Origin of the sequence: Microbispora catharanthi (genome assembly GCF_006334915.2) — a bacterium.
Taxonomy (GTDB): domain Bacteria; phylum Actinomycetota; class Actinomycetes; order Streptosporangiales; family Streptosporangiaceae; genus Microbispora; species Microbispora catharanthi.
Genome location: NZ_VDMA02000007.1, coordinates 252,786 through 265,663, shown reverse-complemented (window position 1 = coordinate 265,663; position 12,878 = coordinate 252,786). Strand labels below are relative to the sequence as shown.

The 12,878-nt window shown below is 70.8% G+C and carries 10 protein-coding genes; 5 read left to right on the top strand and 5 right to left on the bottom strand.

Features of this window, described 5'->3' with window-relative positions:
* Nucleotides 1-2: 2 nt before the first annotated feature.
* The 3 genes from FH610_RS15880 to FH610_RS15870 all read left to right on the top strand — a co-directional run bounded on the left by FH610_RS15880 (nucleotide 3) and on the right by FH610_RS15870 (nucleotide 3,774).
* Entirely contained in the window at nucleotides 3-1,949 is a 1,947-nt protein-coding gene (locus tag FH610_RS15880; RefSeq protein ID WP_139575189.1) for a TRAP transporter permease, read from the top strand.
* A complete protein-coding gene (locus FH610_RS15875; RefSeq protein ID WP_205825804.1) occupies nucleotides 1,946-2,908 on the top strand; it encodes a TAXI family TRAP transporter solute-binding subunit in 963 nt (320 codons plus the stop codon). The genes FH610_RS15880 and FH610_RS15875 overlap by 4 nt, the downstream gene beginning before the upstream one ends.
* Before the next feature lie 125 nt (nucleotides 2,909-3,033).
* Entirely contained in the window at nucleotides 3,034-3,774 is a 741-nt protein-coding gene (locus tag FH610_RS15870; RefSeq protein ID WP_139575188.1) for an SDR family NAD(P)-dependent oxidoreductase, read from the top strand.
* Nucleotides 3,775-3,801: 27 nt separating this feature from the next.
* On the opposite strand, the gene FH610_RS15865 is transcribed toward FH610_RS15870, so the two are convergent.
* On the bottom strand, nucleotides 3,802-6,306 hold the full coding sequence (locus FH610_RS15865; RefSeq protein ID WP_139575347.1) for a DEAD/DEAH box helicase: 2,505 nt from the start codon (nucleotides 6,304-6,306) through the stop codon (nucleotides 3,802-3,804).
* A 138-nt stretch (nucleotides 6,307-6,444) separates the two neighbouring features.
* Here FH610_RS15865 and FH610_RS15860 point away from each other — a divergent pair, with 138 nt between their 5' ends.
* Nucleotides 6,445-7,593 carry a sensor histidine kinase gene (locus FH610_RS15860; RefSeq protein WP_139575187.1) on the top strand — a complete coding sequence of 383 codons (1,149 nt, stop codon included), beginning with the start codon at nucleotides 6,445-6,447 and terminating at the stop codon, nucleotides 7,591-7,593.
* Between the two features lie 207 nt (nucleotides 7,594-7,800).
* Here the strand turns inward: FH610_RS15860 and FH610_RS15855 are convergent, their stop codons facing one another.
* The 3 genes from FH610_RS15855 to FH610_RS15845 form a co-directional block, all read right to left on the bottom strand.
* Nucleotides 7,801-8,499: a rhomboid family intramembrane serine protease gene (locus tag FH610_RS15855; protein ID WP_139575186.1), complete on the bottom strand. Its 699-nt coding sequence runs from the start codon at nucleotides 8,497-8,499 to the stop codon at nucleotides 7,801-7,803.
* A 173-nt stretch (nucleotides 8,500-8,672) separates the two neighbouring features.
* On the bottom strand, nucleotides 8,673-9,074 hold the full coding sequence (locus FH610_RS15850; RefSeq protein ID WP_139575185.1) for a nitroreductase family deazaflavin-dependent oxidoreductase: 402 nt from the start codon (nucleotides 9,072-9,074) through the stop codon (nucleotides 8,673-8,675).
* Between the two features lie 28 nt (nucleotides 9,075-9,102).
* Complete coding sequence (locus FH610_RS15845; RefSeq protein WP_139575184.1) at nucleotides 9,103-9,663, bottom strand: TetR/AcrR family transcriptional regulator; 561 nt, start codon at nucleotides 9,661-9,663, stop codon at nucleotides 9,103-9,105.
* A 105-nt stretch (nucleotides 9,664-9,768) separates the two neighbouring features.
* On the opposite strand from FH610_RS15845, the gene FH610_RS15840 reads away from it, so the two are divergent.
* The gene (locus FH610_RS15840) at nucleotides 9,769-11,367 is read left to right on the top strand and encodes an MDR family MFS transporter (RefSeq protein WP_139575183.1); all 1,599 of its coding nucleotides are present in this window, start codon (nucleotides 9,769-9,771) and stop codon (nucleotides 11,365-11,367) included.
* A gap of 68 nt (nucleotides 11,368-11,435) precedes the next feature.
* Here FH610_RS15840 and gndA read toward each other — a convergent pair whose 3' ends face one another.
* Complete coding sequence (gene gndA, locus FH610_RS15835; protein ID WP_139575182.1) at nucleotides 11,436-12,857, bottom strand: NADP-dependent phosphogluconate dehydrogenase; 1,422 nt, start codon at nucleotides 12,855-12,857, stop codon at nucleotides 11,436-11,438.
* Nucleotides 12,858-12,878 lie beyond the last annotated feature (21 nt).

The window sequence follows — 12,878 nt, the reverse complement described above, 5'->3', positions numbered from 1 at the left end:
GCGTGACCGAGACCCGGCACGAGACGTCGGCGGAGAACCTCGTCGCCGAGTTCGACGCGGAGCGTCCCGCCCGGCGCCTGTCCGGACGCCCGGCGGCGCTCGTCACGATCGTCGCGCTGGCCCTGTCGCTCTACGCGCTCTACCAGACCTTCCGGCCGGGGGCGGTCCTGCCCTACCGGATGGCGTTCCTGGCCGTGGTGCTGCCGCTGGCCTTCGTCTGCTACAAGGCGCGGCGCCGGGGCGGTGGTGATCGGATCAGCCCGCTCGACTGGGGGCTCGCGGCGCTGTCCCTGGCCGTCTGCGTGTATCCGCTCGTCGTCTTCGACGACCTCATCCGCCGGGCGTACGCGCCGACGCCGCTCGACGTGGCGGCGGGAGCGCTGCTCACGCTGCTGCTCCTCGAGGCGTGCCGGCGGACCGTGGGCTGGATCTTGCCCGTCGTGTGCGCGGTCTTCTTCGCGTACGCCTACTACGGCGGCTACCTGCCCGCCGACTGGGCGCTCGGCCACCGGGGCTACGACCTGGACCGGATCGTGGCGGCCTTCACGATGGGCACCGAGGGTGTCTACGGCGTGCCCCTCGACGTCGCGGCGACGTACATCATCCTGTTCACGATCTACGGCGCGGTGCTCGACCACTCGGGGGCGGGGCGGTTCTTCGTCGACGTCTCCTTCGCCGCGTTCCGCCGCTCGCGCTCCGCGCCGGGGCGGACCGTCACACTCGCGGGGTTCCTGCTCGGCACGGTGAGCGGTTCCGGCGTGGCGACCACGGTGAGCGTGGGCAGCGTGGCCTGGCCGATCCTGCGCCGGGCCGGCTATCCGCGCGAGCAGGCCGGAGGAGTGCTGGCCGCGGCCGGCATCGGTGCGATCCTGTCGCCCCCCACGCTGGGCGCGGCGGCGTTCATCATCGCCGAATACCTGCGGGTGAGCTACCTGACCGTGCTCGTCTACGCCACGATCCCGACCGTCCTGTACTACCTGGGCGTCTTCCTCGCGATCGAGATGGACGCCCGCAGGTACGGCACGCGGGCCGTTCCGGTGGACGTGGGCGGTCCCTGGCCGCTGATCAGGCGCTTCGGCTACCACTTCAGCTCGCTGTTCGTGATCATCATCCTGATGGCCCTCGGCCAGTCGCCGTTCCGTGCGGTCGTGTACGCCACGCTGCTGGCCTTCGCCCTGTCGTTCCTGGACCGCACTACCGGCGGCGAGAACCGGCTGACCCCGCGTCGTGCCGTACGGGCCCTGGCGGCGGGCGCCACCGGCGTGCTGCCGGTCGCGGTCACCTGCGCGGCGGCGGGCACGATCGTCGGCGTGGTCACGCTCACCGGGCTCGGGCTCAAGGCCGGCTCGCTGATCGTCGGCCTGTCCGGGGGGAACCTCGCGGCCACCGCCGTGGCCTGCGCGCTGGCCGTGCTGCTGCTCGGGCTGGCCGTGCCGGTCACGGCGTCCTTCGTCATCGCCGCCGTGATCATCGGTCCCGCGTTGCTGAACCTCGGCGTCACCCCGGCCGAGGCGTACATGTTCATCTTCTATTACGCCGTGCTGTCCGAGGTGAGCCCGCCGACGGCGCTGTCGGCCTTCGCCGCCTCGGCGATCACGGGCGGCAACGCGCACCGCACGATGTGGGCCACCTGGAAGTACACGCTCCCGGCGTTCCTCGTGCCCTTCGCGTTCGTGCTCACGCCGTCCGGCGCGGCCCTGCTGGCCCAGGGGCCGATCGGCGAGATCCTGCTCGCCGCGGTCGTGTCCGCGCTGGCCGTGGCCGTCCTCGCGGTGGCCACCGGCGGCTGGCTCGCCGGCCCCGCCGGTCCGGCCGAGCGGGGCCTGTGCGCGCTGGCGGCGGTCCTGCTGCTCGTCCTGTCGCCCTGGCCCGTGCTGGCCGGGCTGGGCGTCGCGGCCCTGGCACTCGCCGTCCACTTCATCCGCAGACACAGGGAGGCGCATCCGTGAGGTTCAGGCTCGTGACGGCGCTGGCCGTCACCGCGGCACTGCTGGCCGCCGGTTGCGGGGGCGACCGGTCGGGCGCGGGGGGCGGCACGGGCGGCGGGACCCGCCTGTCGATCGCCACCGGCAACACCACCGGCGTCTACTACATGCTGGGCGGCGGGCTCGCCGAGCTGATCGACAAGCACCTGCCGGGCCACCGGGCGACCGCGGAGGCCACCGGCGCCTCGGTGGAGAACATCCAGCGGGTGGTCAGGGGACAGTCGGACATCGCCTTCACGCTCGCGGACACGGCCGCCGACGCGGTCAAGGGCACCGGCGCCTTCACCGCCCCGCAGCCGATCCGCGCGCTCGCCCGGCTGTACGGCAACTACACGCACGTGATCGCGCGGACCGACGCCGGGATCACCTCCGTCGCCGCCCTGCGCGGCAAGCGCGTGTCCACGGGCTCGCCGAACTCGGGAACGGAGGTGATCGCGCTGCGGCTGCTCGCCGCCGCCGGGCTCGATCCCGGCAAGGACGTCAAACGGCAGGCGCTGTCGCTGCCCGAGACCGTGCAGGGGCTCAAGGACGGCACCCTCGACGCGCTGGTGTGGTCGGGCGGGCTGCCCACCTCGGGCATCACCGACCTGGTGACGAGCATGGGCGACGAGGTGACCTTCGTGCCGCTGAACGACGTGCTGCCCGCCATGCGCGCCGCCCACGGCCCCGTCTACGCGGAGGGCGTGATCCCCAAGGCGGCGTACGGCACGCCGTCCGACGTGCCGACCATCGTCGTGCCGAACCTTCTCGTGGTGAACGCGGCGATGGACGCGAAGCTCGCGGAGGACCTGACCCGGCTGATCTTCGACCACAAGGCCGACCTGGAGAAGGTGCACGCGTCGGCCAAGGAGATCACCCTCGCCGACGCGCCGAAGACCGACCCCGTGCCGCTCCACGAGGGCGCCAGGAAGTACTACGGCTGACCGGGCGGGCACTGCGCTCGCCGCTCCGCGCCTGCCATCCCGCATGACGACGTCTTGAACCTGACATCGATGTCAACTTCTACCCTCTCGGCATGACGAACAAGCCGTCAACGAAGGAGGCGTCGATGAGCGACCTGACGGGCAAGGTGGCGCTGGTGACCGGCGGCAGCCGCGGGATCGGCGCGGCGATAGCGAAACGGCTGGCTCAGGCGGGGGCGGCGGTCGCGCTGACCTACGTCGAGGCGGCGGACCGAGCGCGTGAGGTCGCCGAGCAGATCGAGGCCCATGGGGGGAGGGCCACGGCGATCCAGGCAGACCTGACCCAGCGGCAGGCGGCGGCGGAGGCGGTGGAGCAGACGGTTCGGGAGCTGGGCCGCATCGACATCCTGGTGAACAACGCGGGCTTCCTCGCCTACGGCCCGCTGGCGGAGGTGTCCCCCGCGGACCTGGATCGGGCGCTCGCCGTGGACGTCCGGTCGGTGTTCCTGGCCGCCCAGGCCGCCGCCCGGCACATGGGCGACGGCGGACGGATCATCAGCGTCGGGTCGTGCTTCAACGGGCGCGTTCCCGGCTCGAACTTCGTCCTGCAGGCGACGGCCAAATCCGCGCTCGTCGGGCTGACGAAGGGGCTCGCCCGGGAGCTGGGACCGCGCGGGATCACCGCCACCATCGTGGACCCGGGCCCGATCGACACCGACATGAACCCGGCCGACGGCGAGACCGCCGGCTTCCAGCGCTCCCTCACGGCCCTGGGGCGTTACGGCGAGGCCGAGGACATCGCCGCCGCTGTGGCCTACCTGGCGGGCCCCGGCGGCCGCTACATCACCGGCACCGCCCTCGCCGTGGACGGCGGGTACACCGTCTGACGCCGGAGCCGTCCCCGGCCTCCACGGCTAGAGGCGGGTGAGGCCGGTGACGTGGAGGACGGCGTGTCCCTCCTCGTCGGAGGCGGCCAGGTCCACCTCGGCGCCGATGCCCCAGTCGTGGTTGCCGGCCGGGTCGTCGATGATCTGACGCACCCGCCACAGCTCCTTCTCCTCCTCGATGAGCAGGAGGGCCGGGCCGCGGGCGGCCGGGCCGGTGAGGACCTCGTCGTGCTCCTCGTAGTAGGCGTCCAGGCCCGCGCCCCAGTCGACGTCCGGGTAGAGCTCGACCAGCTCCTCCTCGCGGTCCAGTGCGGCGAGCTCCACCATCCGGAACATCGCGTTGCGGACCAGCACCCGGAAGGCGCGCGCGTTGGCGGTGACCGGGCGGGTCCGGGTCTCCAACTGCTCCTGCCCGGCGGCCAGCGCCTCGGCCGGGTTGGCCAGCTTCTCCCACTCGTCGATGAGGCTGGAGTCGACCTGGCGCACCAGTTCGCCCAGCCATTCGATGAGGTCCACGAGGTCGTCGGTCTTCAGGTGCTCGGGCACGGTCTTCGACAGCGTGCGGTACGCGTCGGCCAGGTAGCGCAGCACCGTGCCCTCCGAGCGGGCCAGCTCGTAGAACTGGATGTACTCGGTGAAGGTCATCGCCCTCTCGTACATGTCGCGCACGATCGTCTTGGGGCTCACGACGTGGTCGCCGACCCAGGGGTGCCCGCGCCGGTAGGTCTCGTACGCGCCGAAGAGCAGGTCGGCCAGCGGCATCGGGTGGGTGATCTCCGCGAGGCGCTCCATCCGCTCCTCGTACTCGATGCCGTCGGCCTTCATTTGCGCGACCGCCTCGGCCCTGGCCTTGTTGAGCTGGGCGTGCAGGATCTGCCGGGGGTCGTCCAGCGTCGACTCGACGATGGAGACCAGGTCCAGCGCGTACGTGGGGGAGGCCCGGTCGAGCAGCTCGAAGCTCGCCAGCGCGAACGTGGCCAGCGCCTGGTTGAGCGCGAAGTCCTCCTGCAGGTCCACGGTGAGCCGGGCCATGCGGCCGTGCTCGTCGGGCTCGGTGAGCTTCTCCACGATGCCGCCGGCCAGCAGCGAGCGGTAGATCGCGATGGCGTGGCTGATGTGGCGGCGCTGCGCCTTGCGGTCCTCGTGGTTGTCGGTCAGCAGCCGCTTCATCGCCTGGAAGCAGTCGCCGGGGCGGTTGATGATCGACAGCAGCATGGCGTTGCTGACCTTGAAGCGGGAGGTCAGCGGTTCGGGCTCGGCCGTCTGGAGCTTCTCGAACGTGTCCTCGCTCCAGCCGACGAACCCCTCCGGCGGCTTCTTGCGCGCGTAGCCGCGGCGCCGCTTGGGATCGTCGCCGATCTTCGCCAGCGCCCGCTCGTTCTCGATGACGTGGTCGGGGGCCTGGCAGACGACGTAGCCGACCGTGTCGAAGCCCGCCCGGCCGGCCCGCCCGGCGATCTGGTGGAACTCCCGCGCCCGCAGCCGCCGCACCTTCGTGCCGTCGAACTTCGACAACGCGGTGAACAACACGGTGCGGATCGGGACGTTGACCCCCACGCCGAGCGTGTCGGTGCCGCAGATGACCTTCAGCAGCCCCGCCTGCGCGAGGCGCTCCACCAGGCGGCGATACTTCGGCAGCATGCCCGCGTGGTGCACGCCGATGCCGTGCCGTACGAGCCGGGACAGGGCCCGGCCGAACCGGGTGGTGAACCGGAAGTTGCCGATCAGGGCGGCGATCTGTTCCTTCTCGGCCTTGGTGCACATGTTGATGCTCATGAGCGCCTGGGCGCGCTCCATCGCCGCGGCCTGCGTGAAGTGCACGACGTAAACCGGGGCCTGCTGGGTGGACAGCAGCTCCTCCAGCGTCTCGTGCAGGGGAGTGGTCCGGTAGGAGTAGATCAGCGGCACCGGGCGCTCGGCGTGCTTGACCACGCTGGTGGGGCGGCCGGTGCGGCGGGTGAGGTCGGTCTGGAAGCGCTCGACGTCGCCGAGCGTGGCCGACATCAGCACGAACTGCGCCTGCGGCAGTTCAAGCAGCGGCACCTGCCAGGCCCAGCCGCGGTCGGGCTCGGCGTAGAAGTGGAACTCGTCCATGATCACGGTGCCGACGTCGGCGTCCGCGCCGTCGCGCAGCGCGATCTGGGCGAGGATCTCGGCGGTGCAGCAGATGACGGGCGCGTCGGCGTTCACGGTGGCGTCGCCGGTCATCATGCCGACGTTCTCGGTCCCGAACAGCGCGCACAGGTCGAAGAACTTCTCCGACACCAGCGCCTTGATCGGCGCGGTGTAGAAGCTGATCTCGTCCCGGGCCAGCGCCGCGAAGTGCGCGCCGGCGGCGATCAGGCTCTTGCCCGACCCCGTGGGCGTGGACACGATCACGTTGTTGCCGGAGACGACCTCGATCAGCGCCTCCTCCTGCGCAGGGTAGAGCGTGAGCCCGCGATCGGCGTTCCACGACACGAACGCGTCGAACAGCGCGTCCGGGTCGGCGCCGGATGCTGAGCCGGACGGAAGACGGCGGAGGAGGCTCATGCTTTCGCTCACGCCTCTTATCCTGCCCAAGACGCACGACTGTTTCGACCGGCCCGACGTACGGCAAGGTGTGGCACAGCTACGTCAAAGGGGCGTGGCGCTGCACGAAGCCGCAGGTCAAACCCACAAACTAGCGGTATGGGGGAGAAGTGGGCCGGGCTCGCGGCGCGCCGGGAGGCGGCGGCCGACGTGCTGCTCGCCGTCGCCGTCCTCGCCTTCGCGGTGCCGGCGGTGATGTTCGGCCGCTCCTTCCCGGCCCTGCCGTTCCTCGCCGTGCCGTGGTGGGCCCAGATCGCCGCGGCCGGCGCGGCGGCCGCGTCCATGCTGACCCGGCGCAGTGCGGCCTGGCCGGTGATCGTGGCCACCGTCGCCTGCGCCCTGCTCGCGGGCCAGACGATGCCGCTGATGCTGGCGGCGTACTCGATGACGGCGCAGAACACGGTGCGCCGATGGCCGTGGGTGACCGCCGCGCTCGCGGGGGTCTACGCGCTGGCCGACTACGCGAGCCCCTACACCGACCGGCTGCCCGTCGCCGTGACGGTGCGGGCGGCCACGCTGATCTTCCTGCCCGCGCTGGTGGGCACCTGGGTGTGGCGCTACCGCGCGATGATCCGGGAGCTGCGGGCGGGCGTGCGGGCGCGCGAGGAGCGCGCCGCAGCCCAGGAACGCCGCCGCATCGCCGGTGAGCTGCACGACACGGTGACGCACGCGGTGACCGTGATGGTCCTGAACGCCGGCCTCATCCAGGACGCCGACGAGCTCGACGAGATCCGCAAACTGGCCAGGAACATCGAGGACAAGGGCGTGCGGGCGCTGACCGAGCTGCGCGAGCTGCTCACGGCGCTGCGGCGAAGGGACCTGCCGCCCTCGGCGGAGAGCGTCGAGGGGATACCGCGCCTGGTCGAGGAGGGCAGGGCAACCGGCCTGCGCGTCGCCCTGCACTACGACGTGCCGGAGGAGACGCTGTCGCGGCAGGCCGGCCACGCCTGCTACCGCGTCGTCCAGGAGGGCCTCAACAACGTGCGCAAACACGCGCCGGGGGCCGACGTGCAGGTGGTCTGCGAGGCCCACGGCGGCGTGCTGAACGTGTCGGTGGTCAACAGCGGCAAGAGCCGGGCCGTTCCGGTCCGGGTGCCCGCTGACGCGGGGGGCGGCTACGGGCTGCCCGGCCTGCGCGAGCGCGTCACCCTGGTGGGCGGGCGGCTCACGTTCGGCCCGACCGCCGAGGGCGGGTTCGCGCTCACCGCCAGCATCCCCTGCCATCCACCCGACCACCCCGAGCCCTGACCGTATGGCCGCGGAAAGACGCGCACAGCGGCCCGATCAGCAGACGGTCCCGGCAACCCGCGGAAGGAGTCGGCGGAGTGGGGCTCGGGCCGGGCTTTGGATCGGGGACACATCGGTAGCCGCCATCTGCCGGTCAGCCTCCTTCACGGGCTTGTCGTGCAGGTGCCGATCGCCGCGGACACGGGGCGGTCGCGCACGGGCATGGGCCTACAGGCCGAGGTCCTCGATCTCCTTAAGCAGGGCGGATCGGGAGTCGGGCGGAGCGGCACTGGCGGGAGGCGCACTCCCGGTCGTGCCCTTGGCCCGCCGGTCGCGGAACAGGTAGCCGCCGAGGATGCCGCCCGCGAAGCCGAAGACGTGGGCCTGCCAGCCGATGCCCTCGGCCGGCAGCAGCCCGGCGAACTGGTAGGCGAAGCACAGGCCCATGACCAGGCCGATGACGATGTCGATCAGGTGCCGGTCGAAGGCTCCGCGCACGAGCACGTACCCGAAGTAGCCGAACACCAGTCCGCTCGCGCCCGCGCCGACCGTGGAGGAGTCGGCGGTGAACCACGAGCCGAGCCCGCTGGCGACGGCGATCAGCCCGGTCACCCCGAGGAAGCGCCGTACGCCCCGGTAGGCCGCGAGGAACCCGAAGATGAACAGCGGCCCGGAGTTGCCCTCGATGTGCTCCCAGCTCCAGTGAAGGAGCGGCGCGGAGACGATCCCGGGCAGCCGCTCGACGTCCCAGGGCCTGATGCCGTAGCTGTAGCTGAGCGAGTAGCCCGAGGCCCAGTTGGCCACCTGCACGACCCAGATCAGCGCCAGGAAGCCGACCATGACCCACAAGGCCTTCCGGGCCTCGGCGATCATGATTTCGGCGGTGCGGCCGTCGCTCACAGAGCCTCCCCCGTCACTGAGGATCATGCGGGAAAGATACCGCCGACGGCCGCACGAGTCACTGGGTTCGCCGGGGGCGGCGGGCCGCCCAGACGGATGCGGGCGGCGGAGGCCGCCGACGAAGCGCCGCGTGCGGACGACGGGGCGAGCCGGGGGCCGGCTGGTTCCTGACCGCCCGTGCCCGGCGCGCCCCCGTGTGCCTACACGCGTTCGATGACGACGACCGGGATCTCCCGGTCGGTCTTGGTGGCGTACTCGTCGTATGCGGGCCAGGTCGCGGCCATCGTCCGCCACATGTCCGGTCGTTCCTCGGAGGTCGCCGTACGGGCGCGCGCCTTGAACCTGTCCCCCTTGATCTGGAACTCCACCTCGGGCTCGGCCTGGAGGTTGAGGTACCACAGCGGGTGCTCGTCTGCCCCGCCCTTGGAGGCGATCACCAGGTAGGCGTCGCCGTACGGCTGGTAGATCAGCGGGGTGCTGCGGAGCCGGCCCGACTTACGGCCCTTGGTGGTGAGGATGGCCACCGTGGTGCCCTGCCAGTCGTGGCCTTCCTCGCCGTCGGTCTCGATGTAGCGCTTGACGTGTTCCTGTCCGAAAAGCATGGTCGTTCACCTTCCCATCAGAGGGGGATCAACCGTCCGAGCCCTCGGCCAATTCCAGGGCGACCTGCAGTCCCGCCGCGGCCCGCTCCTCCTCTGTCGCCGATTCGTCGCGGATGAAGAACCAGGCCGCGTGCATCGCGAACAGCGCCATCGAGCGCCTCAGCCTGACCGGCAGCGGGTCGTCCGGCTCGCACAGCGTCTGCATCAGCTCGCCCATGCGCTCGCGCATCAGGTCGACCTTGGCATGGCCCTGCAGCGCCGTCTTGTTGCGGTCCATGAACTGCATGACCTCGTGGTGGCGTCCGCTGGTCATCTGGGCGGAGTAGCGGCGGATGACCTCCCCGCGGGTCTCCGCGGTGCGGGGGTGCCCGTTCGCCCACGCGATCAGCTCGTCCAGTGCCTTGACGCGGTCTTCGATCAGGCTGGCGACGATGTCCTCCTTGGTGCGGAAGTGGTAGTAGAGTGCCGCCTTGGTCACGCCGAGGGCCTCGGCTATCTCCCGGAGCGACGTCGCCTCGTATCCCTGCTCGGTGAAGAGCCTGATCGCGACCTCCTGGATGCGGCTGCGTGTGTCGGTATGAGCACCCATTCCCTGCTGTCCCCAAATAACTTGACGGCCGGCAAGTAAGGACAATACCGTGCCTCGGGCACTAGCCTGTCGGCAAGTAAGTAAATTCCTTTCAAGGGGGCACCCATGACCACGGAGACCGCGGCCGCGCCCGGCCGGTCCCGGGAAGTGATGATCGTCTTACCCGGTCTCATGCTGGCGATGATGCTGGCGATGCTGGACAACATGATCGTCGGCACGGCGATGCCGAGGATCGTCGGGGAGCTTCAGGGCCTGGACTACTTCACCTGGGTCACCACCGCGTACGTGCTGGGCACCACGGTCTCGACGCCGATCTGGGGCAAGCTCGGCGACCTGTACGGCCGCAAGAACATCTTCCTGAGCTCGATCGCCATCTTCCTGATCGGTTCCGCGCTGTGCGGCATGGCCGGCTCGTCGCTGTTCGGCGGCACCGGCGACGGCATGATCGAGCTGATCGCCTTCCGCGCGCTGCAGGGCCTCGGCGCCGGCGGGCTCATCGTCGGGGTGATGTCGATCATCGGGGACCTGGTCCCGCCCCGTGAGCGTGGTCAGTACCAGGGCATCATGGCGGCCATCATGTCGCTCGCCATGATCGCGGGGCCTCTCGTCGGCGGTTTCATCACCGACAACCTGAACTGGCGCTGGGCCTTCTACGTGAACCTCCCGCTCGGCGGCGTGGCGCTGATCTGGCTGATCCTCAAGCTGCACCTGCCCAGGCACCGCACCGAGCACCGCATCGACTGGCTCGGCGCGGCCATCCTCACCGTGGCGATCACCGCGATCGTGCTGATCACCTCGTGGGGCGGCCAGAAGCACGGATACCCGTGGGGCTCGTGGCAGATCCTGGGGCTGGCCGCCCTGGCGGTCGTCGCGCTGGCCGTGTTCATCCCCGTCGAACGGCGGGCGGCCGAGCCGATCCTGCCGCTGCACGTGTTCGCCAACCGCAACTTCACGCTGATCAACGTGCTCGGCTTCCTGCTCGGCTTCGCGATGTTCGGCGCGATCACCTTCCTGCCGATGTTCCAGCAGATCGTGCAGGGCTCCACGGCCACCAACTCCGGGCTGCTCCTGCTCCCGATGATGGCCTCGTCCATGGTCGTGTCGCTGTTCGTCGGCAGGGCGATCACGAAGACCGGGAAGTACAAGAGCTTCCCGGTGATCGGCGGCGTGGTCATGGCCATCGGCGTGTGGCTGCTTTCGACGCAGGACGTCCACACCCCCGCCTGGCGGACCGGCGTCTACATCGCCGTCCTCGGCCTGGGCATGGGCTTCCTGATGCAGACGACCATGCTGATCGCACAGAACAGCGTCGAGCAGAAGGACATCGGCGTGGCCAGCAGCGCCTCCACGTTCTTCCGCTCCATCGGCGGTTCGTTCGGCATCTCGCTGTTCGGCGCCATCTTCAACAACCGGCTGGCCGACGAGATCACCACCAGGTTCGGCGCCAAGGCGGCCACCCTGCTCGGCTCCGGTGGCGGTCAGATCGACCGGAAGGTCCTCGAGCAGCTTCCACCGCCCGTCAAGACGGGCTTCCTGGAGGCGCTCGCCAGCACGATCGGCACGGTCTTCCTGTGGTCGGTCCTGTTCGCCGCGTTGGTCCCGGTGATCGCCGCCTTCATCAAGCACGTCCCGCTGCGCAGCGGCGCTCCCGGCGCCGCCGACGGCGAGAAGGCGGAGCCGATGGCGGCCGCCGCCTTCGAGTGACCTGATTCGGAGCCGGCACGGCGCACGCCCCCGCGCGGGCGTGCGCCGTACCGCGTTTTCCGGGTCGGTCAGGCGGGCCGCTCGGCCCGGTCAGCCGACCAGTCGGTGTGGAAGGAGCCCTCCCGGTCGACCCGCCGGTAGGTGTGCGCGCCGAAGAAGTCGCGCAACCCCTGCAGCAGCGCCGCAGGCAGCCGGTCGCGGCGCAGCCCGTCGTAGTAGGCGAGCGCCGAGGAGAAGCCGGGCGTCGGCACCCCGATCGTCGCCGCCGTCGCCACAACCCGCCGCCACGACTCCTGGGCGTCTTCCAGCGCCTGGGCGAACGTCGGGTCCACCAGCAGCGTCGGCAGGTTCGGGTCCGCGTCGTACGCCGCCCGGATCCGGTCGAGGAAGCGCGCCCTGATGATGCAGCCCCCGCGCCAGATCGTGGCCATCGCGCCCAGGTTCAGGTTCCAGCCGTACTCCGCGCTCGCGGCGGCCATCTGGTCGAACCCCTGGGCGTAAGCCACGATCTTGGAGGCGTACAGTGCCCGCCGCACGTCCTCGACGAGGCCGGAGTCGCCGGCCTTGCCCGAGGGGCCGGTGAGCGAGCGGGCGGCGGCCCGCTGCTCGGGGTGACCCGACAGCGCCCGGGCGAACACCGCCTCGGCGATGCCCGTGACCGGGACGCCGAGGTCGAGGGCGCTCTGCACGGTCCAGCGGCCGGTGCCCTTCTGCTCGGCCTGGTCCTGCACGACGTCCACGAACGGCTTGCCCGTGGTGGGGTCGGTGTGGCCGAGCACCTCGGCGGTGATCTCGATGAGGTACGACTCCAGGTCGCCCTGGTTCCACTCGCGGAAGACGTCGGACAGCTCCTGAGGGGTCAGCCCGAGGGCCTGCCGGAGCAGGTCGTAGGACTCCGCGATGAGCTGCATGTCGGCGTACTCGATGCCGTTGTGCACCATCTTGACGAAGTGGCCGGCGCCGTCGGGGCCCACGTGCACGCAGCACGGCACCCCGTCGACCTTCGCCGCGATGTCCTCGAGCAGGGGGCCGAGGGTCTTGTAGGCCTCGGCGTCGCCGCCGGGCATGATGCTCGGGCCGTTGAGCGCGCCCTCCTCGCCGCCCGAGATGCCGGTGCCGACGAAGTGGATGCCCCGCTCGCGCAGCGCGGCCTCCCGGCGGCGGGTGTCGATGTAGTGGGCGTTGCCGCCGTCGATGATCATGTCGCCCGGCTCCATGACGGCGGCGAGCTCCTCGATCACGGCGTCGGTGGGCGCCCCGGCCTTGACCATGATGATCGCCTTGCGGGGCCGTTCGAGGGAGGCCACGAACTCCTCGATCGTGCCGGCCGGAAGGAACGCGCCCTCGTCGCGGTGCTCCTCCATGAACCGGGTCGTACGGCTCTCCGTGCGGTTGTGCACCGCGACCACGTGACCGTGGTGGGCGAAGTTCCGGGCGAGGTTGCGACCCATGGTCGCCAGGCCCGTCACTCCGATGTCTGCCTTGTCCATGACTACAGTCATACCGTTCCC

What these genes read in the sequence shown, in the direction of transcription:
- FH610_RS15870 (WP_139575188.1), top strand. Translation starts at nt 3,034, where the DNA reads ATGAGCGACCTGACGGGCAAGGTGGCGCTGGTGACCGGCGGCAGCCGC.
- FH610_RS15865 (WP_139575347.1), bottom strand. Translation starts at nt 6,306, where the DNA reads ATGAGCCTCCTCCGCCGTCTTCCGTCCGGCTCAGCATCCGGCGCCGAC.
- FH610_RS15860 (WP_139575187.1), top strand. Translation starts at nt 6,445, where the DNA reads ATGGGGGAGAAGTGGGCCGGGCTCGCGGCGCGCCGGGAGGCGGCGGCC.
- FH610_RS15855 (WP_139575186.1), bottom strand. Translation starts at nt 8,499, where the DNA reads ATGATCCTCAGTGACGGGGGAGGCTCTGTGAGCGACGGCCGCACCGCC.
- FH610_RS15850 (WP_139575185.1), bottom strand. Translation starts at nt 9,074, where the DNA reads ATGCTTTTCGGACAGGAACACGTCAAGCGCTACATCGAGACCGACGGC.
- FH610_RS15845 (WP_139575184.1), bottom strand. Translation starts at nt 9,663, where the DNA reads ATGGGTGCTCATACCGACACACGCAGCCGCATCCAGGAGGTCGCGATC.
- FH610_RS15840 (WP_139575183.1), top strand. Translation starts at nt 9,769, where the DNA reads ATGACCACGGAGACCGCGGCCGCGCCCGGCCGGTCCCGGGAAGTGATG.
- gndA (WP_139575182.1), bottom strand. Translation starts at nt 12,857, where the DNA reads ATGGACAAGGCAGACATCGGAGTGACGGGCCTGGCGACCATGGGTCGC.